This is a genomic window from Pseudomonas sp. BJa5 (genome assembly GCF_030272875.2).
Taxonomy (GTDB): domain Bacteria; phylum Pseudomonadota; class Gammaproteobacteria; order Pseudomonadales; family Pseudomonadaceae; genus Aquipseudomonas.
The window spans coordinates 35,714-62,461 of sequence record NZ_JALRNG020000004.1 but is presented as its reverse complement, the minus strand read 5'-3'; the positions used below and the strand labels follow the sequence as shown (position 1 = coordinate 62,461).

Sequence of the window (26,748 nt, the reverse complement as noted above, 5' to 3'; positions counted from 1 at the left end):
GGTCCTAGGACGTAAGGCTGCGGCGAAAGCGCCCGAGGGCGATGGCGAAGAACGCCAGGCCAATGGCGGCCAGGGCCAGCAGGTCCGGCCAGACCACCGCCAGCCCTGCGTCGCGAAACAGGATCGCGGCGCTGAGGCTGACGAAGTGGGTCGACGGCGAGAGCTGCATGACCCATTGCAGCCATTGCGGCATGCTGTCCAGCGGCGTACTGCCGCCGGACAGCAAGAGCATGGGGATGATCACCGGGATCGCCAACAGGCCGAACTGCGGTGTCGAGCGCGCCAGGGTGGCGAGGAAGATCCCCAGGGCGGTGCTGGCGAACAGGTACAGTGCCGTCACTGCCAGGAACAACGCCTGCGAGCCGGCCAGCGGCACGCCCAGCGCCCCTTTGACCACCACCTCCAGCGATAGCCAGGTGCACAGCACCACCACCAGGGCGTTGCTGCCGATTTTTGCCAGCATGATTTCCAGTGCCGTCAGGGGCAGCACCAGCAGGTGATCGAGGGTGCCGTGTTCGCGCTCGCGCAGCAGCGCGGTGCCGGTCAGGACGATGGCCAGGATGGTGATGTTGTTGACGATCTGGATCACCGCCAGGAACCAGCCACCCTCAAGGTTGGGGTTGAACAGGGCCTTGGCACTGATCTGCGCCGGGCTGCTGGTTGCTGCCGAGCCCTGGTTGGCGTAGTCGAGCAGTTCGCGCTCGAAAATCCGCCCGATGTAGCCGGCGCCCATGAACGCCTGGCTCATGGCCGTGGCGTCGACGTTGACCTGCAGCTCAGGCGAGCGCCCGGCCAGCAGGTCGCTGTGGAAATTCACCGGTACGTTGATCACGAAGGTATACAGGCCGCTGTCCAGCGCCTGGTCGAGTTGATCGTAGGGCAGCGGCACGGCGGTCTGGAATTCCGGTGGCTGCAGGGCTTCGGACAGTTTGCGCGAGAGCTGGCTGTGGTCTTCGTCGATGACCGCCACGCTGGCGTTGTGTACGCCGATGATCGAGCCTGCGGCGGGCATGTAGATCGCCACGCTGAAGGCATAGAGCAGGAACAACAACAGGACGCTGTCGTGGCGCAGGCTGGTCAGTTCCTTGAGGCCCAGGCGCAGGGTGTGTGCCAAACGATGCATCAGGCCTCCTGCTTCTTCAGCATGGCCAGGCTCAGGCCGGTGAACCCGAGGAAGAACCCCGCCAGCGCCAGGCATTGCGGCCACAGCTCACGCAAGCCCAGGGCCTTGGTGAAGGTGCCGACGGCGATGTCGAGAAAGTAACCTGCCGGGAACAGCTGCCCCATCAACGCCGCCGAGCCATCGAGCGACGAGCGCGGCACGATCAGGCCGGAGAACTGGATGGTGGGTAGGCTGGTGATGATCATGGTGCCCAGGATCGCGGCGATCTGGGTGCGGGTGAACGCCGAGATCAGCAGCCCCAGGCTGGTGGTCGCCAGCAGGTACAGCAGGCCGCCGAGCGCCAGGGCCAGCGCGCTACCCTTGAAGGGCACCCCGAACAGCCAGCGGTTCATGGCCACCAGCAAGGCCAGGTTGACCAGGCTGATGAGCAGGTAAGGTGCCTGCTTGCCCAGCAGGAACTCCAGGCGGGTCAGGGGTGTGGCGTAGAAGTTGGTGATCGAGCCCAGTTCCTTCTCGCGTACGATGCCCAGAGCGGTGAGCATCGCCGGGATGAAGGCCAGGATCAGGGCCATGACGCCGGGGCCGATGGCGTTGACGCTGACCACATCCTGGTTGTAGCGAAAACGTGTTTCCAGGCGCACCGGTGTTTGTCCCGACAGGGCCCTGTTGCTCAGGGCCGCCAGTTGCTCCAGGTTGGCCTGGTGCACCGCCTCGACATAGTTGCGGCTGGTCTCGGCCCGGAACGGCATGCCGCCGTCGAGCCAGGCCGCCACTACCGGCTGGCGCCCGGCGTACAGGTCGCGGCCGAAGCCGGGCGGGATCTCCAGGGCGAGCTTGATTTCCGAGCGTTGCAGGCGCTGGTGCAGCTGTGCCGCGTCGCGGATAGGCGGCTGCTCGGCGAAGTAACGCGAGCCACGGAAGGCCTCCAGATAGGCCCGGCTTTGCGGGCTCTGGTCCTGGTCGTAGACGGCGAAGGCGAGGTTTTCCACGTCCAGCGAAATGCCGTAGCCGAAGATCACCATCATGAACAGCGCACCGAGCAGGGCAAAGGCCAGGCGCACCTTGTCGCGCAGCAGTTCCTTGCCTTCGCGGGTGGCCACGGCGAACAGGCGCTTGAGGCTGAACCCCCGGCGCAACGGCGGCACGGGGCTGGCGGTGACGTCGGCGCGGGTGGTGGCCGCGGGCGCCTCGCTGGCCCCCTGGGCCTGCTCCAGGCAGGTGACGAAGGCGTCTTCGAGGGTGGCGCCGGCATACTGTTGTTGCAGCGCTGCCGGTGTGTCGCAGGCCAGCACCTTGCCGGCGTGCATCAGGGAAATGCGGTCGCAGCGCAGGGCTTCGTTCATGAAGTGGGTGGACAGGAAGATGGTCACGCCCTGTTCACGCGACAGCTCGATCAGCAGCCGCCAGAAGTCATCGCGGGCGGCTGGATCGACCCCCGAGGTGGGTTCGTCGAGGATCAGCACTTCCGGCCGGTGCAGCACCGCCACGGCCAGTGACAGACGCTGGCGCAGGCCCAGGGGCAGGGCGGCGGACTGCTGGTCGGCGATATCGCCGAGGGTGAAGCGCTCGATCAGCTCGGCAATGCGGGCAGTGCTCTCGGCCTTGGGCAGGTCGAACAGGCGGGCATGCAGCTCAAGGTTCTGGCGGACGCTGAGCTCGCCATACAGCGAAAAGCTCTGGGACATGAAGCCGACGCGCTTGCGGGTGGCCAGGTCGTTGGCGTCCACCGGGCGGCCCAGCAGCGTGGCACTGCCTTCGCTGGCCGGCATCAGGCCAGTGAGGACCTTCATGGTGGTGGTCTTGCCGCAGCCGTTGGAGCCGAGGAAGCCGAAGATCTCGCCACGGCCGATGGCGAAGCTGACCTTGTTCACCGCGGTGAAGTCACCAAAGCACAGGGTCAGTTCATGGGCTTCGATGGCAATGGCCGCATCGTCGGCAAGCCGTGGTGGAATCTGCAGCGGCTGGGCGTCGTGGGCGCTGTCGCCCTGGTAATGGGTGAAGGCATCGTCCAGTTTGCCGCTGGGTGTGACCGCGGCCAGGGCGTGGGTCTGGCCAGAGGCGATGAGTTTGCCGCGATCGAGCATCAGGCAGTGCTCGAACTGCTCGGCCTCTTCCATGTAGGCGGTGGCCACCAGCAGGGTCAACTGTGGCCGTTCCTGGCGCACCTGTTCGACCAGCTCCCAGAAGCGCCGGCGCGACAACGGATCGACGCCGGTGGTCGGTTCGTCGAGGATCAGCAGGTCCGGCTCGTGGATCAGTGCGCAGCACAAGCCGAGCTTCTGCTTCATGCCGCCGGACAACTTGCCCGCCGGGCGCTCGGCAAAGCGCGCCAGGTCGGTGGCCAGCAGCAGGTTGTGCATGCGTTGCTCGCATTCGGCGGCACTGAGACCGAACAGCGTGGCGAAGAAACGGATGTTCTCGCTGATCGACAGCTCGGGATACAGGTTGTTGCCCAGGCCCTGGGGCATGAAGGCGATGCGCGAGTACAGGGTATTGCGGTGGCGGCGCCGACGGATGGAGCCGTCGAGCACCTGCAACTCGCCCTGTTGCAATTTCTTCACCCCGGCAATCAGGCCGAGCAGGCTGGACTTGCCGGCCCCGTCCGGACCGATCAGGCCGCAGCGGGTACCCGCGGGCAAACTGAAGGCGATGTCCTGCAGGGCGCTCAGCTTGCCATAGGCATGGCTGATGCCTTCAGCCTGCAGCGCCAGCCCGTTCATTGCAGGTTGGCCGGCCAGTCCACGTCAGCCGTGCGCACGTAGCCGGCGCCGGGCATGCCGGGCTTGGCCTGGGGCGCGGCACTGGGGTCGGTCAGGCGCAGTTTGACCCGGAACACCAGCTTCTGCCGCTCGTCGCGGGTTTCCACTTGCTTCGGGGTGAACTGGGCCTTGGCGGCGACAAAGGCGATTTTCGCCGGCAGGGCTTTTTCCGGCAGGGCGTCGAGCACCACCCGGGCCTGATCGCCGACGGTCAGGCGACCGGTGGTGGAGGCGGGCAGGTAGAGGTTCATGTACTGGTCGTTCGGGTCGATCAGCATCAACACCCGGCCTCCGGCGCCAAGCACCTCGCCCGGCTCGGCCAGGCGCAGCTGGATAACGCCGTCGATAGGCGCGCGCAGGCTGCTGTCGTCGATTTCGCTGGTGAGCTGGGCGACCTGGGCCTCTGCGGCGCCGATGGCCGCCTTGATGGCGGCCAGTTGCGCGCGCGCGGCGACCACGGCGGAGCTGGCGGTGTCGTAGCGTGCCTGCTGCTGGTCAAGCAACTGCTGGCTGGCGTAATTGCGCTGGAAGATCTCGCGAACGCGCTTGAGCTCCTGGCTGGCCAGCAGCAGCTCGCTCTGGCGCAATTGCACGTTGGCCTGGGCGGCCGAGTAGTTTTCCCGGGCCCGCAGCACTTCGGCCTCGGCCTGGCTGCGCTGGGCTTCGAGGGTGCGGGTGTCGATGCGGGCGAGCAACTGGCCCTGGCGGACCTTGTCACCTTCGTCGACCAGCACTTCGGCCAGGCGTCCGGGGATCTTGCTGGCAATCTGCACTTCAGTGGCTTCGAGCCGACCGTTGCCCATGCTCAGGCCTTCGGGCAGGCGATCGTGCAGGGACTTCCAGTAGCCCAGGCCGCCCGCGGCCAGGAGCAGGGCGATCAAGGCGCCGGCAAACAGTTTGGGAGTACGTTGAATCATCGGTCTGCATCCTGCTGCATTCACGTCGGAGTGTGACGCGGCACCGATCCTGGTGCGTTGATGTTCGTCAAATGTGCGGCAATCCTAGCCTATTTAACGCAGTGCGAGTACCGCAGCCCATTGTTCGGCGGTTACCGGCATGACCGACAGGCGACTGCCTTTTTGTACCAGAGGCAGTTCGGCCAGGGCGGCCTGCTGCTTGAGATAGCCCAGTTGCAGGACCTTGCCGAAGGTCTCGACATGGCTGACATCGACTGCGCTCCAGGGGTTCTTCTCCTCATTGGCCTTGGCGTCGAAATAATGGCTTTGCGGGTCAAGGGCCGTTGGGTCGGGATAAGCGGCGGCGCTGATGCGGGCAATGCCGGCGATGCCGGGTTCGGGGCAGCTGGAGTGGTAGAAAAAGAACTGGTCGCCCACCGCCATGCTGCGCAGGAAATTGCGCGCCTGATAGTTGCGAACGCCGTCCCAGCGCGCTTCCTTCAGGCGTGCCAGATCCTTGATCGAGAGTTCGTCGGGCTCGGATTTCATTAGCCAATAGGCCATGGGTGCTGCTCCTGGCAAAGTTCGAAATAACCTGTTGCATGAAACCGACAGTCGGTTGGCGCCAAGGTTTGCGTGTCGACGCGCGTTGTCGGAGAATGCGCCAAATTTTACGCTTGGCGCTGTTGCAACCACTAAATAAACGTTGCTGACAACGTGATCAGTTTGCCTGAGGGGGGCAATCGATGAATCGCAAACCGGACCTGCTCTGGATTTTGGTATTTTTGTTCGGTCTGGGTGTTGTCACCACCGGTTATGCGCAAAGCCTCTGGGAGCGCAAGCTCGACGCCCCCTACGAAATGCCGGTCAATCCGCAACAACAGCGTTGATCGCCTTGCTGGCGCCTCAAGCAGGCGCCAGGTACCAGCCACGGTCCGAGACCGTCCCTTGTAGCGGCACGTCCCAACTGGCCTGGGCCAGTCGTTCGACCTTCTGGCATTCATGGGCCAGCCCCAGCAGCAAGGGCTTTTTCCAGGCCTTGCGGCGTGCTTGATAGGCCAGGCTGCGGTCATAGAAGCCGCCGCCCATGCCCAATCGGCCGCCCACTTCGTCAAATCCCACCAGCGGCAGCAGGATCAGGTCCAGCGCCCAGATAGGCCGTTGCCGGGCCAGGCTGATGTGCGGCTCGGGAATGCGAAAGCGGTTGGGGCGCAGCTTCTCTCCGTGTTCGATGCGCTGGAAAACCATTTTGCTTTTCGGCCAGGCGTGCAGTACCGGCAGGTAGGTGCGCTTGCCCCGGCGCTGGGCCTCGCGCAGCAACAGGCGCGGGTCGATCTCGCAGTCGTTGGGCAGGTACAGGGCGATGTGGCGGGCGCGGCGGAACAGCGGATGCTGGGCCAGTTGCCGGTACAGGCCTTGCGCAGCCTGACGCTGCTGGGCCGGGCTCAGTGCTCGGCGGGCATCACGTAACAGGCGACGGAGTTGGGGGCGGGTGAGCAGCGCGGTGTCGGTCATGGCACGGGCGTTCCCAGAGAGGCTGTCGCGCTGGGGCGACAGCTCGATTGCCCGCAGGATGGCGCAGGCAAGGATAATTCAGGCTCCCCGACGAACCGCTGTCGGTGTAGCCCTTGAACCCGAAAGTTCAAGGTGGAGATTGCAGGAGGCGTTAAGGCTTTCCGTCAAGCGGACATGCACACCGGCCCCAACGTGCAACCCCCGTGGTTGTGCGTATCGGCTCAGGGACATGACCGACTGGCAAGCACTCCAGGGAGTGGCGCCAGTATACTGAAACTCAACTGGTTTTTGAATCCGCATCGTCGGCAAGGGCCTGGTCGACACGTTCGAGCAGGTCGCGCACCTGTTCGCGGGTCGCTCCACTGGCCGGTACTTCCGGGCGATCCTGCTTGTGCAGCAGGTCGTGAGTGATGTTCAGCGCGGCCATCACGGCAATGCGGTCGGCGCCGATCACTTTGCCGCCGCTGCGAATCTCACGCATCTTGCCGTCCAGGTAACGAGCGGCGCTGATCAGGTTGCTACGCTCTTCCGGTGGGCAGATGATCGAATATTCCTTGTCGAGGATCTGAACGGTGACGCTATTGCTTGAACTCATGAGTCTTGCTCCAGGGCCTTGAGCCGCGAAATCATCGATTCGACCTTACGCCGGGCGATTTCGTTTTTTTCGATGAGGTGGGCGCGCTCCTCACGCCAGGACTTTTCCTGTGTCTGTAGGAGTGCATTTTGCCGTTTTAGTTGCTCGACTCGCTCAATCAGCAGTTCGAATCGGCCCATCAGCGTTTGCAGATCGTTCTCTTGCATTGGTTGCCACTCGATTCGGTCTGGCGTGTGGTTGCCCGGATTATGCCCCGGTCTGCCCCGAATTGGCCGCGTCGATGGTCTTGGCGCGCCTGCCGGTGCTAGGATACAAGGTCTTCATTCTAGTCATTGCGCCGCCTGGCGCCTAGTTGCCCATGTCCAATACCAATTCGCCGTACACCGCCTTCGCCACCTTGCTCAGCAGCAACGGGCACCCTGTTTCTCCTGCCGAACTGCACGGCTTGCTGCTCGGTCGTAGCTGCGCTGGCGCCGGCTTCGACGCCGACGGCTGGCTGGCCGATGCCGCCAATGCGCTGGAGGTCGAGCCTTCGGACAACGTTCGTAACGCTTTGATCGGCCTGCAGGAGATGGTCAAGGGTGAACTGTCCGGTGAAGACATCACCATCGTGCTGCTGCTGCCGGGCGACGACGCGCCGCTGACCGAGCGCGCTGCAGCCCTGGGCCAGTGGTGCCAGGGGTTCCTCACCGGTTTCGGCCAGAACGCCGGCGGCCTGGAACTGAGCGCCGACGCCAAGGACGTGCTCAACGACCTGGTTGCCATCTCCCAGGTCCAGGACGCTCTGGAAGAGTCCGAGGACGGCGAGAACGACTACATGGAAGTCATGGAGTACCTGCGTGTCGCGCCGTTGCTGCTCTTCACGGAGCTGGCCAAGCCGGCCGCACCTGCGTCCAAACCTTCGCTGCACTGATCAATCAGGGACTGCCACTGCCCATGAGCCACATCCCCAAGTCGGAGTACGCCCGTCGACGCAAGGCGCTGATGGCGCAGATGGAACCCAACAGCATCGCCATCCTGCCCGCCGCCGCGGTTGCCATCCGCAACCGCGACGTCGAGCATGTGTACCGCCAGGACAGCGACTTCCAGTACCTGAGCGGCTTCCCCGAGCCGGAAGCGGTGATCGCCCTGATCCCCGGACGCGAGCATGGCGAATATGTACTGTTCTGCCGCGAGCGCAACCCGGAGCGCGAGCTCTGGGATGGCCTGCGCGCCGGCCAGGAAGGCGCGATCCGCGACTATGGCGCCGACGATGCCTTTCCCATCACCGATATCGACGACATCCTGCCCGGCCTGATCGAGGGCCGTGACCGGGTCTATTCGGCCATGGGCAGCAACCCGGAATTCGATCGCCACCTGATGGACTGGATCAACGTGATCCGCTCCAAGGCGCGCCTGGGCGCCCAGCCGCCGAACGAATTCGTTGCCCTGGATCACCTGCTGCACGACATGCGCCTGTATAAATCGGCAGCGGAAGTGAAGGTGATGCGCGAGGCCGCGGCGATTTCCGCCCGTGCCCATGTGCGCGCCATGCAGGCCTGCCGTGCCGGCCTGCGCGAATACAGCCTGGAAGCCGAACTGGACTACGAGTTCCGCAAGGGCGGGGCGAAGATGCCGGCCTACGGCTCGATCGTCGCGGCCGGGCGCAACAGCTGCATCCTGCACTACCAGGAGAACGACGCGCTGCTCAAGGACGGTGACCTGGTGCTGATCGACGCCGGTTGCGAGATCGACTGCTACGCCAGCGACATCACCCGCACCTTTCCGGTCAGCGGGCGGTTTTCGCCGGAGCAGAAGGCAATCTACGAACTGGTGCTCAAGGCCCAGGAAGCGGCTTTTGCCGCGATCGCACCGGGCAGGCACTGGAACCACGCCCATGAGGCGACGGTGCGGGTGATCACCGAGGGGCTGGTGGAACTGGGCCTGCTTGAGGGCGATGTCCAGGAACTGATCGACAGCGAAGCCTATCGAGCGTTCTACATGCACCGTGCCGGACACTGGCTGGGCATGGATGTGCACGATGTCGGCGAGTACAAGGTCGGTGGCCAGTGGCGGGTGCTCGAACCGGGCATGGCGCTGACGGTCGAGCCGGGCATCTATATCGGTGCCGACAATTCAAGCGTTGCCAAGAAGTGGCGCGGCATTGGTGTACGTATCGAGGATGACGTAGTGGTAACCAGGCAGGGCTGTGAAATCCTGACGTCGGGCGTGCCGAAGACGGTCGCCGAAATCGAGGCCTTGATGGCTGCCGCGCGCAGTGACGCGGCATGAACCGGGTCAATCTGGCAATCATCGGCGGCGGCCTGGTCGGCGCCAGCCTGGCGCTGGCCTTGCAGGCGGGCGCCAAGGCCCGTGGCTGGAAGATCCTGCTGATCGAACCCTTTGCCCCGGGTGACAGTTACCAGCCAAGCTACGACGCGCGTTCGTCGGCCTTGTCCTTTGGTACCCGGCAGATCTACGAGCGTCTGGGCCTGTGGCAGCAGATCAGCCGCCGCGCTGAGCCGATCTCGCAGATCCAGGTGTCCGACCGTGGCCGTTTTGGCGCCACCCGCCTGGATGCGCTGGAGGAGGGGGTGCCGGCCCTGGGCTATGTGGTGGAAAACGCCTGGCTCGGCCAGTGCCTGTGGAAAGGCCTGGATGCCGAGGTGGTGAGCTGGCGCTGCCCGGCGGAAGTCACGGCCATGCAGGCACTGGAGGACGGCTATCGCCTGTCGCTCAACGACGACACTACCCTTGAATGCGATCTGGCGGTGCTGGCCGACGGTGGTCGGTCCGGCTTGCGCGAGCAATTGGGCATCCATGTCAGCCAGCGGCCCTACAACCAGAGCGCGCTGATCGCCAACATCACCCCGAGCGAGGCCCATCGCGGGCAGGCGTTCGAACGCTTCACCGATGACGGCCCCATGGCCTTGCTGCCCTTGCCGGAGAACCGCTGCGCGCTGGTCTGGACCCGTGCCGGGATGGACGCCAAGCGCCTGGCCGAGCTGGATGAGCGCAGCTTCCTCAGCGAGTTGCAGGACGTGTTCGGCTATCGCCTGGGCGCCTTGCGCCAGGTCGGTGCCCGGCACCTGTATCCGTTGTCGCTGATCGAGGCCCAGGAGCAGGTGCGTTCGCACCTGGTGGTGCTGGGCAATGCCGCGCACAGCCTGCACCCGATCGCCGGGCAGGGCTTCAACCTGTCCCTGCGCGATGTCCAGGCGCTGGCTGAAGGCTTGCTGGCCGGTCCCGCCGTGCCGGGCGACTTTGCCACCCTGCAGGCCTATCGCGAGCGCCAGCGCCTGGACCAGGACCTGACCGTGGGCTTCTCCGACCGCGTCACCCGCCTGTTCGGCAATGCGCAGCCGCTGGTCGCCACCGGGCGCAACCTGGGCTTGCTCGGCCTTGACCTGCTGCCACCGGCCAAGCGCTGGTTCGCCCGTCAGGCCATGGGCCTGGGAACGCGCCCGGACCCGCGGAGCTGACATGAGCGACCCGCGAAAACTGGCGTGGCGCGCGCGCCTGCTGCGCTGGCGACTGAATCTCTATCCGCCGTACCTGGGCGCCGCTATCCGCGTGCAAAGCATCAGCCCGGACCTGCGCCAGATCAAGGTGCGCATGGGGCTGCACGGGTTCAATCGCAACTTTGTCGGCACCCAGTTCGGCGGCAGCCTGTATTCGATGGTCGATCCGTTCTACATGCTGATGCTGATGGAGCTGCTGGGGCGTGAGTACATCGTCTGGGACAAGGCCGCCAGCATCGATTTCATTTCCCCGGGCAAGGGGCCGGTGTTCGCCGAGCTTCGCATCGACGACGGGCTGCTGGCCGAGATTCGCGAGCACACCGCAGGCGGCAAGAAATACCTGCCACGACTTCAGGTCGATATCCGTGACGCTGCCGGCGAGCTGGTGGCGCGGGTCGACAAAACCCTTTACGTGCGGCTCAAGCCGCAAGCGAGACAGGCTTAAGGCATGGAAATGCGCGCAGATCTGTTGATTGTCGGTGCCGGTATGGTCGGCAGCGCCCTGGCCCTGGCGTTGCAGCACAGCGGCCTGGAAATTCTCCTGCTCGACGGCAGCCCGCTGTCGGTCAAGTCGTTCGATGACCAGGCCGCCTTCGAGCCACGGGTCAGTGCCCTGTCGATGGCCAGCCAGCGCATTCTCGAACGCCTGGGCGCCTGGCAGGGGATCAGCGAGCGGCGCCTGAGTCCCTACTCGGACATGCGTGTGTGGGACGGCAGCGGCACCGGCCAGATCCATTTCTCGGCGGCCAGTGTGCATGCCGAGGTGCTGGGGCATATCGTCGAGAACAAGGTCATCCAGGATGGCCTGCTGGAGCGCCTGCACGACAGCGAAGTCGGCTTGCTGGCCAATGCCCGCCTGGAGCAGATGCGCCGCTCCGGTGATGAATGGCTGCTGACCCTGGCCGACGGTCGCACCTTGCGTGCGCCCCTGGTGATCGCCGCCGACGGGGCAAACTCGGCCGTGCGCCACCTGACCGGCTGCGAAACCCGCGAATGGGATTACCTGCACCACGCCATCGTCACCAGCGTTCGCTGTGCCCAAGCGCACCAGGCTACGGCCTGGCAGCGTTTCACCGATGACGGTCCCCTGGCCTTCCTGCCGCTGTTGCGCGACGGCCGGCAGGACTGGTGCTCGATCGTCTGGTCCACCACCCCCGAGCAGGCCGAGCGCCTGATGACACTGGATGACCAGGCGTTTTGCAGCGAACTCGAACGCGCCTTCGAAGGCCGTCTGGGCAGCGTGCTGCAGGCCGACCCACGGCTCTGTGTGCCGCTGCGCCAGCGTCATGCCAAGCGCTACGTGGCCGAAGGCCTGGCGCTGATCGGCGATGCGGCCCATACCATTCACCCGCTGGCCGGACAGGGCGTCAACCTGGGCTTTCTCGATGCCGCCGTGCTGGCCGAAGAGCTGCAGCATGCCTATGAGCGTGGCGAGCGCCTGGCCGATGTGCGTGTGCTGAGTCGCTACGAGCGCCGGCGCATGCCGCACAACCTGGCCCTGATGGCGGCCATGGAAGGCTTCCAGCGCCTGTTCCAGGCCGATCCGCTGCCGCTGCGCTGGCTGCGCAACAGCGGGCTGAAATGGGTCGAGCAACTGCCTGAAGCCAAGGCGCTGTTCGTCCGCCAGGCCCTGGGCTTGAGCGGTGACTTGCCGGATCTGGCGCGCGCCTGAAGGCACCGTAACATCTGGTAACTCCTCGCTGGTGAGTTCGGTTGAGAAGGCAAATGGGATTAACTACCATTTGCGCCTCTATTGAACTCCGAGGACTGCACCATGTCGCCACGCAAGCACGTATTGGCCGCCCTGGCTCTGACCCTGTTGGGCGGCACCGCCCAGGCGGCGGACGAAGTGGTGGTGTATTCCTCGCGCATCGACGAGTTGATCAAGCCGGTGTTCGACGCCTACACCGCCAAGACCGGGGTCAAGATCAAGTTCATCACCGACAAGGAAGCGCCGCTGATGCAGCGCATCAAGGCCGAAGGGCAGAACGCCACCGCCGACCTGCTGCTGACCGTCGATGCCGGCAACCTCTGGCAGGCCGAGCAGATGGGCATCCTGCAGCCGATCAAGTCCGACGTGATCGATGCCAACATTCCCAAGCAGTACCGCGCCTCGTCCCACGACTGGACCGGCCTGAGCCTGCGAGCGCGGACCATTGCCTACTCCACCGATCGGGTCAAGCCGGAAGAACTGAGTACCTACGAAGCCCTGGCCGACAAGAACTGGGAAGGCCGCCTGTGCCTGCGCACCGCGAAGAAGGTCTACAACCAGTCGCTGACCGCCACCCTGATCGAAACCCATGGCGAGAAGAAGACCGAGGAAATCATCAAGGGCTGGGTCAACAACCTGTCCACCGATGTGTTCTCCGATGACACCGCCTTGCTGCAGGCCATCAACGCCGGCCAGTGCGACGTGGGTATCGTCAACACCTACTACTACGGTCGTCTGCACAAGGAAAACCCGAACCTTGCGGTCAAGCTGTTCTGGCCCAACCAGGCTGACCGTGGCGTGCACGTCAATCTCTCGGGTATCGGCCTGACCAAATACGCGCCGCATCCGGAAGCCGCCACGAAGCTGGTGGAGTGGATGACCGGTGAAGAAGCACAGAAACTCTTCGCCGATGTGAACCAGGAGTTCCCGGCCAACCCGAAAGTCGCGCCTTCCGAGGAAGTGGCCGCGTGGGGCTCGTTCAAGGCCGACACCATTCCGGTTGAAATCGCCGGCAAGCGTCAGGCAGAAGCCATCAAACTGATGGATCGGGCTGGCTGGAACTAAGCGCAAGGCTTTATCCTTCCGTGGCCATTTCGCGGGGCAAGCCCGCTCCTACCGTGGGAGCGGGCTTGCCCCGCGATCGACCGCACAGCGGTCGTCACCGAATCCGCTAGAGAAACCTCCTTTTGGCTCACCCCGCCCAACGCCGCTGGTATCCCCTGGTCTACACCATCGCCGCCCTGGTGCTGCTGCCCCTGAGCGTGCTGCTGCTGTCCTGGCAGGCCGTCGACACGCAGATCTGGTCGCACCTGCTCGATACCCAGATGAGCCGCTTGTTGGGCAACACCCTGACCCTGGTGGTCGGTGTCGGGGTGGGCGTCACTGTACTGGGCGTCAGCCTGGCCTGGCTTACCAGCCTCTGCGAATTCCCCGGGCGGCGCTGGCTGGACTGGGCACTGATGCTGCCCTTTGCCATTCCGGCCTATGTGCTGGCGTTCGTCTTCGTCGGCCTGCTGGACTTTTCCGGCCCGGTGCAAAGCCTGCTGCGCGAGTGGTTCGGGCCCATGCGCCTGCCCCGGGTGCGTTCCACCGGCGGGGTGATCACCGTGCTGGTACTGGTGTTCTACCCCTATGTCTACCTGCTGGCGCGCACCGCCTTCCTGGCCCAGGGCAAGGGCTTGATGGAAGCGGCGCGGGTGCTGGGGCATTCACCGTTGCAGGCGTTCTGGCGGGTGGGGCTGCCGATGGCCCGTCCGGCCATCGGCGCCGGCGTTGCCCTGGCCCTGATGGAAACCCTGGCTGACTTCGGGGCAGTGTCGGTGTTCAACTTCGACACCTTCACCACCGCAATCTACAAGACCTGGTACGGCTTCTTCAGCCTGTCCAGCGCCGCACAGTTGGCCAGCCTGTTGCTGCTGGTGGTGATGCTGGTGCTGTACGGCGAGCGCCGGGCCCGTGGCGCGGTGCGCAGCAGCAACGAGCGGCCACGGGGCAAGGCGCTGTATCACCTGCGCGGCGTCAAGGCATGGGCGGCCAGTGGTTGGTGCCTGCTGGTGTTCGCCTGCGCCTTCGTCATCCCGGTGCTGCAACTGCTGGTGTGGTTCTGGCAACGGGGGCGTTTCGATCTCGATGAGCGCTACACCAGCCTGATCCTGCATACCCTCTACCTGGGCGCGATGGCGGCGCTGATCACCGTTTGTGTCGCCCTGGTGCTGGCCTTTGCCCGGCGCCAGGCGCCGACCACGGCCATCGGCGCCGGCGTCGGGCTGGCCAACCTGGGGTATGCCTTGCCGGGCTCGGTGCTGGCGGTATCGATCATGCTGGCCTTCAGTTACCTGGACAACCAGGTGGTGGTACCGCTATCCACCTGGCTGGGGGGCGCGGGCCGGCCGTTGCTGCTGGGGAGCCTGTCGGCGCTGCTGCTCGCCTACCTGGTGCGCTTCATCGCTGTGGCCTACGGACCGCTGGAAAACAGCCTGGGGCGGATTCGCCCGTCGTTGCCCGAAGCCTCTCGCAGCCTGGGCGTCAGCGGCCCAAGATTGTTTTTCAAGGTGTATCTACCGCTGCTGGTGCCGGGGGCGTTGAGCGCCGCCTTGCTGGTGTTCGTCGATGTGCTCAAGGAAATGCCGGCAACCCTGCTGATGCGCCCGTTCGGCTGGGACACCCTGGCGGTTCGGGTGTTCGAGATGACCAGCGAAGGCGAGTGGGCACGGGCGTCACTGCCGGCCCTGACGCTGATTCTGGTCGGGCTGTTGCCGGTCATCGGCCTGATCCGACGCTCGGCCCGACACCCCGGTCAAACGCGCTGAGGGTGTAAGCCTGCGAGCTTGCAGCTACAATGCGCGGCATTCGCTGCGGTCGGTCCTACAGACCGGGTAGCTGGAACGCTGCCGACAGCCGCTGCTTCGCCACGCCCGGAAGGAGAAACCCATGGGACAGCGTACGCCTCTTTATGACCTGCACCTGGCGCTAGGCGCCAAGATGGTCGATTTTGGCGGTTGGGACATGCCCCTGCACTATGGCTCGCAGGTCGAGGAGCACCACCAGGTGCGCAGCGACTGCGGGGTGTTCGATGTATCCCATATGACCGTGATCGATGTACACGGTGCCCAGGCCCGGGTCTGGCTGCGGCGCCTGCTGGCCAACGATGTCGATCGCCTGGGCGAAACCGGCAAGGCCTTGTACAGCACCATGCTCGACGAGCAGGGCCGGGTCATCGACGACATGATCGTCTACCGTGGCGACGAGGGTTATCGCCTGGTGGTCAACGCCGCGACCCGCGACAAGGACCTGGCCTGGCTGAACGCCTGCAAGGGCGACTATCAGGTCGAACTGCGCGAACGCCCGGAGCTGGCCATCCTCGCCATCCAGGGCCCTGATGCCCGCGACAAGATCGCCAGGCTGGTCAGCGCGCCACGGGCCGCCCTGATCCGCGAACTCAAGCCCTTCGAAGGCCGCGATGAAGGCGACTGGTTCATTGCCCGCACCGGTTACACCGGTGAGGACGGCCTGGAAATCATCCTGCCCGCCGAGCAGGCCCCGGCCTTCTTCAACGACCTGGTCGGTGCCGGTATCGCTCCGAGCGGCCTGGGCGCCCGAGACACCCTGCGCCTTGAAGCCGGCATGAACCTGTATGGCCAGGATATCGACGAGGCGCATACCCCGCTGACCTCGAACCTGGGCTGGAGCGTGGCCTGGGAGCCTGCCGAGCGTGACTTCATCGGTCGCCAGGGCCTGCTTGCCGAGATCGAACACGGCGTCGAGCAGAAACTGGTCGGCCTGGTGCTCGAAGAACGCGGCGTGCTGCGCGCCCATCAGGTGGTACGTGTCGCCGGTATTGGCGAAGGAGAGATCACCAGTGGTAGTTTCTCTCCTACGCTGAGCAAATCCATCGCGCTGGCGCGGGTGCCAATGGCAACCGCCGATCGTGCCGAGGTGGAGATCCGCGGCAAATGGTATCCGGTGCGGGTGGTCAAACCGACCTTCGTGCGCCATGGCAAGATTCTGATCTGATCTCTTTCTGGCGGGCTTTCCGCTGACCCTATCGAGGATAACAAGATGAGCAACATCCCCGCCGACCTGCGTTTTGCCGAAAGCCATGAGTGGGCCCGTCTGGAAGCCGATGGCACTGTGACCGTCGGTATCAGCGACCACGCCCAGGAAGCCCTGGGTGACGTGGTGTTCGTCGAGCTGGCTGAAGTCGGCAAGACCTTCGCCGCTGGCGATGCCGCCGGTGTGGTCGAGTCGGTCAAGGCTGCCTCCGATATCTACGCCCCGGTCAGTGGCGAAGTGATCGCCGTGAACGAAGAACTGGCTGACAGCCCTGAGTCGCTCAACGAGGAACCGTACGAGAGCTGGATTTTCAAACTCAAGCCAAGCAACCCGGCCGAGCTGGACAAGCTGCTCGACGCCGCCGGCTACAAAGCCGCTATCGGCGAATAGTTTTCACAAACCGGCAATCTCTTCCTAGACTCAATATGCCTCGACTGCTCGGGGCTTGGTCGAGGAAGAGAGAGCCGCTATGTCCCAATCGCCGTCCCTGAGCCAACTGCACGACCCCAATCCTTTCCTGCGTCGCCACCTGGGCCCCGATGCCCTGGAGCAGCAGGCCATGCTCGAGGCCCTGGGCCTGGGCAGCCGTAGTGAACTGATCGAACAGACCGTGCCACCGGGCATCCGCCTGAACCGGCCGCTGGATTTGCCCGCCGCCCTGGATGAGCAGGCCGCCCTGGCCAAGCTTCGCGGCTATGCCGAGCAGAACCAGGTGTGGACCAGCCTGATCGGCATGGGCTATCACGGCACGATCACGCCGACCGTCATCCTGCGCAACGTCCTCGAGAATCCGGGCTGGTACACAGCCTATACGCCTTATCAACCGGAGATCGCCCAGGGCCGCCTGGAAGCGCTGTTGAATTTCCAGCAGATGATCATCGACCTCACCGGGCTGGATCTGGCCAATGCTTCGTTACTCGATGAAGCCACGGCGGCGGCCGAGGCCATGGCCCTGGCCAAGCGCATGGCCAAGTCCAAGAGCAACCAGTTCTTTGCCGATGAGCACTGCCATCCGCAAACCCTGTCGGTGCTGCAGACCCGCGCCGAAGGCTTCGGCTTCGAGCTGGTCGTCGACGCGGTGGAGAACCTGGGCAACTACAAGGTGTTCGGCGCCTTGCTGCAGTACCCGGACACCCATGGCGAGATCCGCGACCTGCGCCCTCTGGTCGAGCAACTGCACAAACAGCAGGCCCTGGCCTGCGTGGCTGCCGACCTGCTGAGCCTGCTGATGCTGTGCCCGCCGGGCGAACAGGGCGCCGATGTGGTGCTGGGCTCGTCCCAGCGCTTTGGCGTGCCCATGGGCTATGGCGGGCCCCACGCTGCGTATTTCGCCTGCCGTGACGAGTTCAAGCGGGCCATGCCGGGGCGCATCATCGGGGTATCCAAGGATGCCCGCGGCAACGTGGCCCTGCGCATGGCCCTGCAGACCCGCGAGCAGCATATCCGCCGGGAGAAGGCCAACTCCAACATCTGTACCGCCCAGGTGCTGCTGGCCAACATTGCCGCCTTCTATGCCGTGTATCACGGGCCTGAAGGCCTGCAGCGGATCGCCCAGCGGGTCCATGCGCTGACCTTCGTCCTGGCCGCGGGCCTCGAGAGCAAGGGCATCAAGCGCCTCAACCAGCACTTCTTCGACACCCTGACCCTGGAGGTCGGCGGCAGCCAGACGGCAATCATCCAGAGCGCCGAAGCGGCGCAGATCAACCTGCGGATTCTCGGGGGCGGCCAGTTGGGCGTGAGCCTCGACGAGACCTGTGACGAGTCCACCGTGCTGCGCCTGTTCGACATCTTCCTCGGTGCCGACCACGGCCTGGACATCCCCACCCTCGACGGCATGGCCCTGCCGGAAGGCATACCGGCAGCCCTGGTGCGCCGCTCGAGCTTCCTGACCCATCCGGTGTTCAACCTGCATCACAGCGAAACCGAGATGCTGCGCTACCTCAAGCAGCTGGAGAACAAGGACCTGGCGCTGAACCAGTCGATGATTCCCCTGGGCTCCTGCACCATGAAACTCAACGCCAGCAGCGAGATGATCCCGATCACCTGGCCCGGCTTTGCCGCCATTCACCCCTTTGCCCCGGCCGCGCAAGTGCAGGGCTACAAGGCGATGATCGACGAGCTGGAGCGCTGGCTGTGCGCGATCACCGGTTTCGACGCCATCTGCATGCAGCCCAACTCCGGTGCCCAGGGCGAGTACGCCGGGTTGATGGCGATCGCCAAGTATCACCGCAGCCGTCACCAGCCGCACCGCGATATCTGCCTGATCCCTTCGTCGGCCCATGGTACCAACCCGGCTTCGGCGCAGATGGCCGGCATGCGCGTGGTGATCGTCGAGTGCGACGACGCGGGTAACGTCGACCTCGCCGACCTCAAGGCCAAGGCCAAGGCGGCGGGCGAGCACCTGTCCTGCCTGATGGCGACCTATCCCTCGACCCATGGTGTGTACGAGGAGGGCATCAGCGAGATTTGCGCGGTGATCCACCAACAGGGCGGCCAGGTGTACATGGACGGGGCCAACCTCAACGCCCAGGTCGGCCTGACTCGGCCGGCCGACATCGGTGCCGATGTCTCGCACATGAACCTGCACAAGACCTTCTGCATTCCCCATGGCGGCGGTGGTCCGGGCATGGGGCCGATTGGCGTGCGCGCGCATCTGGCACCCTTCGTGGCCAGCCATCCGGTGGTTCCGGTGCCCGGGCCTGATCCACAGAACACCGCAGTCAGCGCCGCGCCCTGGGGCAGTGCGAGCATCCTGCCGATCAGCTGGATGTACATCGCCATGATGGGGCCGCAGCTCGCGGACGCCAGCGAGGTGGCGATCCTCTCGGCCAACTACCTGGCCGAGCGCCTGAACGAGGCGTTCCCGGTGCTGTATCGGGGGCGCAATGCGCGGGTGGCCCATGAGTGCATTTTCGACCTGCGACCGTTGAAGGCGCTGACCGGCATCAGTGAAGAGGACGTGGCCAAGCGCCTGATGGACTATGGCTTCCACGCCCCGACCATGTCGTTCCCGGTGCCGGGCACCTTGATGGTGGAGCCGACCGAAAGTGAGTCCAAGGCCGAGCTGGATCGCTTCATCGAGGCGATGCTGAGCATTCGTGCGGAGATTCGCGAGGTGCAGGACGGCAACTGGCCGGCCGAGGACAACCCGCTCAAACATGCGCCGCATACGCTGGCAGATGTGCTGGGGGTGTGGGAGCGACCCTACAGTATCGTCCAGGGCATTGCGCCGAGTGACCATGCGCGCTTGCACAAGTACTGGCCGGCGGTTAACCGGGTGGACAACGTGTTCGGTGACCGGAACCTGTTCTGCGCTTGTGTGCCGGTGGAGGATTATCGCTGAACGGTGCATCGCCGGTCGCAGGCTTCGCCAGCTCCCACAAGGCTTTTTGTGGGCCTTACCTGTGGGAGCTGGCGTAGCCTGCGATAGGTTGCGAGGTTACTCGCTGGCTACAGCGTTCTTGGCCAGGATGGCGTTGGCCAGTTCCATGTCGCTGACTTGCAGCTCTGGATTCTCGGCGCGAACCTTCTGCATCGCCGATTCCAGGTAAGGGCCGCGAATGGCGCCGTTGCTGGCGACAAAGCTGCCGGCGTCATCCTGGGCGGCGACGACCAGTTTGTGATCCCTGGAGGTCAGGTAGCTGGAGGCGGTCGTTGCGCCGGAGGAAATGACATTTTGCCAGAAGGTGTCGTCGGCCATGGCCGAACCGACGGGCAGGGAGAGCAGGGCAAGGGTTGCGACTGCAAGTTTGGAACGCATTCGGGGTAACTCCAACTGAGGTGATCTGCGCGCTTTGATCTGCCCGCCTGCAGCTAGTTCCCTGACGCCACGCGCAATACCTCGGCCTGCGATGTAAGGCCTGCTGCAACCTTCTGCGCACCGTTGTCATGCAGGCTACGCAGGCCCTCGACGAGCGCCTGCCGGCGCAGCGTTGCGAGGTCCATATCGGCGCAAATGGCAGCATTGAGGGTGTCACTCAGGCGCAGCAGTTCGTGTATGCCGGTGCGCCCGTGATAGCCGGTCTGCCGGCATTCGTTGCAGCCCCTGGCCTGGTAGCCCGCTGCTGTCGGCGCCTTGCAGGCCAGGCACAGCGTGCGCACCAGGCGCTGGGCCATGACCCCGACCAGCCCGGCCTTGATCAGATGCGGGGCAATACCGAGCTCCAGCAGGCGGCTGATGGCGCCGCAGGCGTCGTTGGTGTGCAGGGTGGACAGCACCAGGTGCCCGGTCAGTGCCGCCTGGAACGCCACCTGGGCGGTTTCGAGGTCGCGGATCTCGCCGATCATGATGATGTCCGGGTCCTGGCGCAGCAGGGCCCGGGCGCCCTCGGCAAAACCCAGGTCGATGGCCGGGTGTACCTGCAGTTGATTGAACTGTGGCTCGACCATCTCGATCGGATCTTCGACCGTGCACAGGTTGACCTGTGGGGTGGCCAGGTACTTGAGGGTGGCATACAGGGTGCTGGTCTTGCCGGAACCGGTGGGGCCGGTGACCAGGACCAGGCCATGGCGCTGGCCGATCATGGCCTGCCAGTGCGCAAGGTTTTCGCCGTCCAGGCCGAGCTGGGCGAAGTCCTGCTGCAGCAGGAGCGGGTCGAAGATGCGCAGCACCAGCTTCTCGCCGAAGGTGGTGGGCAAGGTAGACAGGCGCAGCTCGATCTCGTTGCCGGTCGGCAGGCGGGTCTTGATCCGGCCGTCCTGCGGTCGGCGTTTTTCGGCGACGTTCATGCCGCCCAGGGTTTTCAGGCGGCTGACCACCGCCAGGGTGACTTCGGCCGGAAACTGGTAGACCGGGTGCAGCAAACCGTCGATGCGAAAGCGCAACTGACCCTGGTCGCGCCGGGGTTCCAGGTGAATGTCGCTGGCCCGTTGCTCGAAGGCGTATTGCAACAGCCAGTCGACCAGGGTGACGACGTGGGCGTCATCGCTATCGTGCTGGCGTTCGTCGCTACCGAGCTCGAGCAGTTGCTCAAGGTTATGCACAGGTGAGGCTTGCTGGCGGCTGGCACCATTGACCGAGCGGGCCAGTTGGAAAAACGCCTGGCTGAACTGGCGGATCTGCGCCGGGCTTGCCAGCACGCGCTTGATCGGGCGCCGCAACACCTGGGTCAGGTCCGCTTCCCAGGCGCTGACATAAGGCTCGGCGCTGGCCACGGTGACGCCATGGCTTTCGACCGCGACAACCAGCAGGCCGTGGCGCCGGGCAAAGGCTGCGGACATCAGGCCGAAGGTGGACGCCAGGTCCAGTTGCAGCGGATCGATGTACAGGTAGGGCTGGCCGGCTTGTGCCGCCAACCATTGGCACAGGGTTACCATATCCAGGCGCTGGCCGGGCTGGCGTGGGTCTGGCAGGCCCTGGCGGGCGATGAATTCAAGCGGGTGGTCGTCGGCGGCAAGGCCTTGGCTGCGCAGTGCCCGGGCAGTGTGTGGAGGAATGAGCCGGGCATCGAGCAGGTCGTCCAGCAGGCCATCCAGGCTCAGCCAGCGGTCCTCGGAGGTGACAGTCATGAGGCGTCCTTGCCAAGCTGCCTGAAGGGGTGGCACTGACAAGATTAGCTGGCTTTGGGATTTAGCAAGGCCGGGAAACGTTGCCTGGCATTTCCCGCCTCGGCTACATCAATGGCAGGGCTGCAAGCGGACCTCGTCGACGCAGATCAGGTTGCGCATTTTTTGTGCAATGAGTTCGGCGCGGTGCCAGCTCAACCCGGCAATCTCGATGTCGATCGCGAGCAGGTCGTCCTGGCGGCTCATCCGTACCTGATGGGGGGTGAGGAACTGCAGGGCGAACAGGTTGAGCACCCGGCACAGGCTATCGGGCTCGGCCTCCACCTGCAGGTGGTAGCGCACGCTGCTGTGGGCGGCGCTGGCAGCCCAGACATCGTCGCGCAATGGGGTAACGGGGCTGTCGAAGCGTTCGAGTGCGCTCATGTAGTTCTCCTGAATCGATAGGGGAATTTTTACATGCGCAACCGGGCATTTTTTCTCTATGATCGATCGCAAAGGCTTGAAACTGAATTACTCAATTCGCCTTGTTGAGCGTTGGAGAAATAATTATGCAGAGCGAGTTGGACGCCTATGATCGACGGATCCTGGCCTTGCTGCAGGAGGATGCCTCGCTGTCCAGTGCGCAGATCGCCGAACGGGTGGGGCTGTCGCAGTCGCCGTGCTGGCGGCGGATCCAGCGCCTGAAGGAGGAGGGGGTGATTCGCGGCCAGGTGACCCTGCTCGACCGCAAGAAGATCGGCCTGAACACGCAGATTTTCGCCGAGGTCAAACTCAATGCCCACGGCCGCTCCAATTTCACCGAGTTCACCGAGGCGATCCGCGGCTTTCCCGAGGTGCTGGAGTGCTATGTACTGATGGGGGCGGTGGACTTTCTGTTGCGCATTGTCACCCCGGACATCGAAGCCTACGAACGGTTCTTCTTCGAAAAGCTGTCGATGGTGCCGGGGATCCAGGAGGTCAACTCGATCGTGGCCTTGTCCGAGATCAAGTCCACGACCAGTCTTCCGGTCATGCGCTAGCCCTTACTTGCGCAGCAGGTGTTTCCAGCCACGGCTCTGGAACACGGCCATGGCCTGCTGTTCGCGGGCTTCGAGGACTTCGTCGCTGATCGGCAGTTCGGCCAGTTCGTGCAGCTTGTTCAGCTCGCCGAACAGACGGTCCAGGTCCGGGCTCTCCAGCACCTGGCGGGCGTGGTGCAGCCAGGCCAGCAGGCGCTCGATGCGCGGCAACTGCTCGGCCAGGTCTTCCGGCTGGCGATGGTACAGCGGCAGTTGCAGGGCGTTGGCCTCATCGGCCAGCAGTACGTTCAGCCAGTTGGTGAGCTGGGCGGCGCCCTGACGGTCGCCGCGCTTGTTGCGTTCCATGGTCCAGCCACGGGCCAGCAGCCAGCGCGAGGTTTCCAGGGAGAACTGGCCCCAGCGGGTGTCCAGCAGCTCGTCGGCGAATTGCTCGGGCGCGGCGCGGCGCACGTCTTCATCGTCGTTGCCGGCCAGTACCAGCGGACGCCAGTCTTCCAGCAGCGCATCGAGGCTGGCACGCAGGGTGCGAGTGGTGGCGCGCGGGGCGGCCTGGCCCAGGCTGCCGATCAGGGCACGCAGTTCGGCCAGGACCTGGACCCAGTCCTGCAGCAGACGCCAGTGACCGTTGAACTGGTACTGCTCGGCCAGGCGCTGGCTGGCGCCCAGCAGTTGCCAGGCCAGCGCCGCTACGGCGTCGTCCAGGGGCATTTCTGCGCTCAGTTCGGCGGCCGGCAGGCGCAGGGCGTAGCTGGCAGGGTCGAGCAGGCGGTAACCACGCTCGGCCTTGCTGATGTCGCAAGGGAACAGCGGCAGGGCGGCCGACAGCTCGGCGGCCAGCTCCAGCAGGGCTTCAGGCGCGCCTTCGCGCAGTTCCAGCTCCAGCTCGCAGATCTCTTCCTTCTGCTTGCCGGCGACCACGCTGCCCAGGTCCAGGGCCGCTTCGATCACCACCTTGGCCTTGCCACGGCCCCAGGCGATTTCCGCGTACTGGCGGGTGAAGTCGGTGGTGAACAGCGGCTTGATGGTTTTTTTGTCCAGCTCGGCCAGCTGGGCAGGCCAGCACTGGTCGTCGAGCTTTTTCAGGTCGAGCTTGGCCTTGGGCAGTTGCCACTCGAACTCGTTACGCTGGGACAGGCCGGCGACGCTCTGGCCGCGGGTCTTGAGGGTCTGGATCACCACGTCGCCGTCGCGGCGCAGGCGCAGGGCGACCTTGGCCGCTGCCAGGTCGCGCTCCGGGCTGTCGAAGTACTGGTTGAGCAGCTCGCGGCTTTGCCAGCCGGACTTGTTGCGCTTGTTCAGCAATGGGTGTTCGCGCAGGGCGGCGAGGGTCTCGCGGCTGACCCGCAGTTTGATTTCGGTTTCTTTATGCATTGCTGGTAGATCCAGGCTCGGATGACAGGGAGCGTCTTGGGGGTGCAGTGTACAGGAGTCGGCTCGCGGCGGTTTATTCACGGTGCCGGATGGCCCTATGATGAGGTTCGCCCAAGGAGAAAGCGCATGCCGTTGCCATCGCTCAAAGAGCAGTTCGCCGCCCTGATTGCCACGCCATCGGTCAGCTGTACCCAGCCTGCGCTGGACCAGTCCAACCGTGCGGTGATCGACCTGCTGGCCGGGTGGCTGGGGGACCTGGGTTTCGCCTGTGACATCCAGCAGGTGACCCCGGGCAAATTCAACCTGCTGGCCAGCCGCGGCAGCGGCCCGGGCGGGCTGGTGCTGGCCGGGCACAGCGACACGGTGCCCTACGATCCGCAGCTGTGGCAGACCGACCCGCTCAAGCTGACCGAGGTCGACGGCCGCTGGGTGGGCCTGGGCAGCTGCGACATGAAAGGCTTCTTCGCCCTGGTCATCGAGGCGGTGCAGCCCTTGCTGGCTCATGAATTCAAGCAACCGCTGCTGATCCTCGCCACCTGCGATGAAGAGAGCTCGATGTCCGGCGCCCGTGCCCTGGCGCAAGCCGGCCGACCGCTGGGGCGGGCGGCGGTGATCGGCGAGCCGACCGGGCTCAAGCCGATCCGCCTGCACAAGGGCGTGATGATGGAGCGTATCGATATCCTCGGGCGCAGCGGCCATTCGTCGGATCCCAGCCTCGGTCACAGCGCGCTGGAAGCCATGCACCAGGTCATGGGCGAGCTGATGGGGCTGCGCCGACAATGGCAGCAGCAATTCAACAACGCCCAGTTCAGCGTGCCGCAACCGACCCTGAACTTCGGCTGCATCCACGGCGGCGACAACCCCAACCGGATCTGCGGCCAGTGCGCCCTGGAGTTCGACTTGCGGCCCCTGCCGGGCATGGACCCGGAGGCCCTGCGCGCGGCCATCCGGGAGAAAATCGCGCCCCTGGCCGAGCAGCATCAGGTGCGCATCGACTATGCGCCGCTGTTCCCCGAGGTGCCGCCGTTCGAGCAAGCGGCGGACGCGGAACTGGTGCGCCTGGCCGAACGTCTGACCGGCCATCGGGCTGAAGCGGTGGCCTTTGGCACCGAAGCGCCTTATCTTCAGCGCCTGGGTTGCGAGACCCTGGTCTTGGGTCCGGGCGATATCAGCTGTGCCCACCAGCCGGGCGAGTACCTTGAAATGTCACGCTTGCAGCCTACCGTGCGTCTATTGCGTGAGTTGATCGAACATTATTGCCTCAGCCCGGTAATTGCCCGCTGAGTTCGGCCGTTTTGCAGAGGAGATTGCGCGTGACGCCAAGCCTGTTCCGACGATAACCCTTCGAGCGCTGTGTGCTTTCCCGTTTTTGTCCCCTTTTCTACAGGCTCTCTGGTTATGCCCGATTACGTCAATTGGCTGCGTCATGCTTCGCCTTACATCAACGCCCACCGCGAATGCACCTTTGTGGTCATGCTGCCCGGTGACGGGGTCGAGGACCCCAACTTCGGTAATATCGTCCACGACCTGGTGTTGCTGCACAGCCTGGGTGTGCGCCTGGTGCTGGTGCATGGCTCGCGGCCGCAGATCGAAAGCCGCCTGGCCAGCCGTGGCCTGACCCCGCACTACCACCGCGGCATGCGCATCACCGATGCCGCCACCCTGGAATGCGTGATCGATGCCGTGGGCCATCTGCGCATCGCCATCGAAGCCCGCCTGTCGATGGACATGGCCGCCTCGCCGATGCAGGGCTCGCGCCTGCGCGTGGCCTCCGGCAACCTGGTCACCGCCCGGCCGATCGGCGTGCTCGAAGGCGTGGACTATCACCACACCGGCGAAGTACGCCGGGTCGACCGCAAGGGCATCAACCGCCTGCTCGACGAGCGCTCCATCGTACTGCTGTCGCCGTTGGGCTACTCGCCGACCGGTGAGATCTTCAACCTGGCCTGCGAAGACGTCGCCACCCGCGCCGCCATCGAGCTGGGCGCCGACAAGTTGCTGCTGTTCGGCGCCGAACGCGGCCTGATCGACGAGCAAGGCCGGCTGGTGCGCGAGTTGCGCCCGCAGCAGGTGCCGGCGCACCTGCAACGCCTGGGCAGCGACTACCAGGCCGAATTGCTCGACGCCGCCGCCGAGGCCTGCCGTGGCGGCGTGGCACGCAGCCATATCGTCAGCTACAGCGAAGACGGCGCCTTGCTCACCGAGCTGTTCACCCGTGACGGTGGCGGCACCCTGGTGGCCCAGGAGCAGTTCGAGAAGGTCCGTGAAGCGGCGATCGAGGATGTCGGTGGCTTGCTTGACCTGATCAGCCCGCTGGAAGAGCAGGGCATCCTGGTGCGGCGCTCGCGCGAAGTGCTGGAGCGCGAAATCGAGCAGTTCAGCGTGGTGGAGCGCGAGGGCATGATCATCGCCTGTGCGGCGCTGTACCCGATTGCCGACTCCGAGGCCGGGGAGCTGGCGTGCCTGGCGGTGAATCCCGAGTATCGCCATGGTGGCCGGGGTGACGAGTTGCTCGAACGCATCGAGACCCGGGCGCGGGAGATGGGGCTCAATACCCTGTTCGTGCTGACGACCCGGACCGCGCACTGGTTCCGCGAGCGTGGGTTTGTGCCCAGCGGGGTCGAGCGGCTGCCGGCGGCGCGGGCGTCGCTGTACAACTATCAGCGTAATTCGAAGATATTCGAGAAGGCGTTGTAAGCCA

The 26,748-nt window shown here is 64.9% G+C and carries 25 protein-coding genes and 1 other RNA gene; 14 read left to right on the top strand and 12 right to left on the bottom strand.

Annotated elements, in window-relative coordinates; all coding sequences use genetic code 11:
• Window positions 1-4: 4 nt before the first annotated feature.
• From M2D63_RS03370 to M2D63_RS03355, 4 genes are all read right to left on the bottom strand, one after another.
• Window positions 5-1,123 (bottom strand): ABC transporter permease, encoded by a 1,119-nt coding sequence (locus M2D63_RS03370; protein ID WP_285861380.1) that lies wholly within the window; start codon window positions 1,121-1,123, stop codon window positions 5-7.
• Window positions 1,123-3,843: a ribosome-associated ATPase/putative transporter RbbA gene (rbbA, locus tag M2D63_RS03365; protein WP_285861379.1), complete on the bottom strand. Its 2,721-nt coding sequence runs from the start codon at window positions 3,841-3,843 to the stop codon at window positions 1,123-1,125. Before rbbA ends, M2D63_RS03370 begins: the two co-directional genes overlap by 1 nt.
• Window positions 3,840-4,799: an HlyD family secretion protein gene (locus tag M2D63_RS03360; protein ID WP_285861378.1), complete on the bottom strand. Its 960-nt coding sequence runs from the start codon at window positions 4,797-4,799 to the stop codon at window positions 3,840-3,842. Before M2D63_RS03360 ends, rbbA begins: the two co-directional genes overlap by 4 nt.
• A gap of 93 nt (window positions 4,800-4,892) precedes the next feature.
• Window positions 4,893-5,342, bottom strand: coding sequence for an EVE domain-containing protein (locus M2D63_RS03355; protein WP_285861377.1), 450 nt, complete (start codon window positions 5,340-5,342; stop codon window positions 4,893-4,895).
• A gap of 182 nt (window positions 5,343-5,524) precedes the next feature.
• On the opposite strand from M2D63_RS03355, the gene M2D63_RS03350 reads away from it, so the two are divergent.
• Window positions 5,525-5,668 carry a hypothetical protein gene (locus M2D63_RS03350; protein ID WP_285861375.1) on the top strand — a complete coding sequence of 48 codons (144 nt, stop codon included), beginning with the start codon at window positions 5,525-5,527 and terminating at the stop codon, window positions 5,666-5,668.
• A 16-nt stretch (window positions 5,669-5,684) separates the two neighbouring features.
• Here M2D63_RS03350 and M2D63_RS03345 read toward each other — a convergent pair whose 3' ends face one another.
• The 4 genes from M2D63_RS03345 to M2D63_RS03330 form a co-directional block, all read right to left on the bottom strand.
• Window positions 5,685-6,293, bottom strand: coding sequence for a 5-formyltetrahydrofolate cyclo-ligase (locus tag M2D63_RS03345; protein WP_285861374.1), 609 nt, complete (start codon window positions 6,291-6,293; stop codon window positions 5,685-5,687).
• Between the two features lie 80 nt (window positions 6,294-6,373).
• Window positions 6,374-6,552: non-coding RNA, 6S RNA (gene ssrS, locus M2D63_RS03340), on the bottom strand.
• Window positions 6,553-6,570: 18 nt separating this feature from the next.
• The gene (locus M2D63_RS03335) at window positions 6,571-6,888 is read right to left on the bottom strand and encodes a cell division protein ZapA (RefSeq protein WP_285861373.1); all 318 of its coding nucleotides are present in this window, start codon (window positions 6,886-6,888) and stop codon (window positions 6,571-6,573) included.
• A complete protein-coding gene (locus M2D63_RS03330) occupies window positions 6,885-7,094 on the bottom strand; it encodes a TIGR02449 family protein (RefSeq protein WP_285861372.1) in 210 nt (69 codons plus the stop codon). Before M2D63_RS03330 ends, M2D63_RS03335 begins: the two co-directional genes overlap by 4 nt.
• 152 nt (window positions 7,095-7,246) lie before the next feature.
• On the opposite strand from M2D63_RS03330, the gene M2D63_RS03325 reads away from it, so the two are divergent.
• The 10 genes from M2D63_RS03325 to gcvP all read left to right on the top strand — a co-directional run bounded on the left by M2D63_RS03325 (window position 7,247) and on the right by gcvP (window position 19,495).
• Window positions 7,247-7,801, top strand: coding sequence for a YecA family protein (locus M2D63_RS03325; protein ID WP_285861371.1), 555 nt, complete (start codon window positions 7,247-7,249; stop codon window positions 7,799-7,801).
• A 23-nt stretch (window positions 7,802-7,824) separates the two neighbouring features.
• Window positions 7,825-9,159 carry a Xaa-Pro aminopeptidase gene (gene pepP, locus M2D63_RS03320; RefSeq protein ID WP_285861370.1) on the top strand — a complete coding sequence of 445 codons (1,335 nt, stop codon included), beginning with the start codon at window positions 7,825-7,827 and terminating at the stop codon, window positions 9,157-9,159.
• On the top strand, window positions 9,156-10,349 hold the full coding sequence (gene ubiH, locus M2D63_RS03315; RefSeq protein ID WP_285861369.1) for a 2-octaprenyl-6-methoxyphenyl hydroxylase: 1,194 nt from the start codon (window positions 9,156-9,158) through the stop codon (window positions 10,347-10,349). The genes pepP and ubiH overlap by 4 nt, the downstream gene beginning before the upstream one ends.
• Before the next feature lies 1 nt (window position 10,350).
• Window positions 10,351-10,833 carry a DUF4442 domain-containing protein gene (locus M2D63_RS03310; protein ID WP_285861367.1) on the top strand — a complete coding sequence of 161 codons (483 nt, stop codon included), beginning with the start codon at window positions 10,351-10,353 and terminating at the stop codon, window positions 10,831-10,833.
• A gap of 9 nt (window positions 10,834-10,842) precedes the next feature.
• Window positions 10,843-12,060 (top strand): 2-octaprenyl-3-methyl-6-methoxy-1,4-benzoquinol hydroxylase, encoded by a 1,218-nt coding sequence (locus M2D63_RS03305; RefSeq protein ID WP_285861492.1) that lies wholly within the window; start codon window positions 10,843-10,845, stop codon window positions 12,058-12,060.
• Between the two features lie 102 nt (window positions 12,061-12,162).
• Complete coding sequence (locus tag M2D63_RS03300; RefSeq protein WP_285861366.1) at window positions 12,163-13,164, top strand: extracellular solute-binding protein; 1,002 nt, start codon at window positions 12,163-12,165, stop codon at window positions 13,162-13,164.
• Window positions 13,165-13,286: 122 nt separating this feature from the next.
• A complete protein-coding gene (locus M2D63_RS03295; protein ID WP_285861365.1) occupies window positions 13,287-14,909 on the top strand; it encodes an iron ABC transporter permease in 1,623 nt (540 codons plus the stop codon).
• 121 nt (window positions 14,910-15,030) lie between these two features.
• Window positions 15,031-16,113: a glycine cleavage system aminomethyltransferase GcvT gene (gene gcvT, locus M2D63_RS03290; protein ID WP_285861364.1), complete on the top strand. Its 1,083-nt coding sequence runs from the start codon at window positions 15,031-15,033 to the stop codon at window positions 16,111-16,113.
• A gap of 45 nt (window positions 16,114-16,158) precedes the next feature.
• Window positions 16,159-16,542 (top strand): glycine cleavage system protein GcvH, encoded by a 384-nt coding sequence (gene gcvH / locus M2D63_RS03285; RefSeq protein ID WP_285861362.1) that lies wholly within the window; start codon window positions 16,159-16,161, stop codon window positions 16,540-16,542.
• A gap of 79 nt (window positions 16,543-16,621) precedes the next feature.
• Window positions 16,622-19,495: an aminomethyl-transferring glycine dehydrogenase gene (gene gcvP, locus M2D63_RS03280; RefSeq protein ID WP_285861361.1), complete on the top strand. Its 2,874-nt coding sequence runs from the start codon at window positions 16,622-16,624 to the stop codon at window positions 19,493-19,495.
• 96 nt (window positions 19,496-19,591) lie between these two features.
• On the opposite strand, the gene M2D63_RS03275 is transcribed toward gcvP, so the two are convergent.
• The 3 genes from M2D63_RS03275 to M2D63_RS03265 all read right to left on the bottom strand — a co-directional run bounded on the left by M2D63_RS03275 (window position 19,592) and on the right by M2D63_RS03265 (window position 22,080).
• Window positions 19,592-19,912: a DUF2388 domain-containing protein gene (locus tag M2D63_RS03275; RefSeq protein ID WP_285861360.1), complete on the bottom strand. Its 321-nt coding sequence runs from the start codon at window positions 19,910-19,912 to the stop codon at window positions 19,592-19,594.
• 53 nt (window positions 19,913-19,965) lie between these two features.
• Window positions 19,966-21,660, bottom strand: coding sequence for a GspE/PulE family protein (locus M2D63_RS03270; RefSeq protein WP_285861358.1), 1,695 nt, complete (start codon window positions 21,658-21,660; stop codon window positions 19,966-19,968).
• A gap of 108 nt (window positions 21,661-21,768) precedes the next feature.
• The gene (locus M2D63_RS03265; protein WP_285861357.1) at window positions 21,769-22,080 is read right to left on the bottom strand and encodes a hypothetical protein; all 312 of its coding nucleotides are present in this window, start codon (window positions 22,078-22,080) and stop codon (window positions 21,769-21,771) included.
• A gap of 125 nt (window positions 22,081-22,205) precedes the next feature.
• Here M2D63_RS03265 and M2D63_RS03260 point away from each other — a divergent pair, with 125 nt between their 5' ends.
• Entirely contained in the window at window positions 22,206-22,676 is a 471-nt protein-coding gene (locus M2D63_RS03260; RefSeq protein WP_285861356.1) for an Lrp/AsnC family transcriptional regulator, read from the top strand.
• 3 nt (window positions 22,677-22,679) lie between these two features.
• On the opposite strand, the gene M2D63_RS03255 is transcribed toward M2D63_RS03260, so the two are convergent.
• Complete coding sequence (locus M2D63_RS03255; protein ID WP_285861355.1) at window positions 22,680-24,047, bottom strand: inorganic triphosphatase; 1,368 nt, start codon at window positions 24,045-24,047, stop codon at window positions 22,680-22,682.
• Window positions 24,048-24,173: 126 nt separating this feature from the next.
• Between M2D63_RS03255 and argE the strand changes: the two genes are divergently transcribed.
• Window positions 24,174-25,331, top strand: coding sequence for an acetylornithine deacetylase (gene argE / locus M2D63_RS03250; protein WP_285861354.1), 1,158 nt, complete (start codon window positions 24,174-24,176; stop codon window positions 25,329-25,331).
• A gap of 114 nt (window positions 25,332-25,445) precedes the next feature.
• Window positions 25,446-26,744 (top strand): amino-acid N-acetyltransferase, encoded by a 1,299-nt coding sequence (gene argA, locus M2D63_RS03245; protein WP_285861353.1) that lies wholly within the window; start codon window positions 25,446-25,448, stop codon window positions 26,742-26,744.
• Window positions 26,745-26,748: the final 4 nt, after the last annotated feature.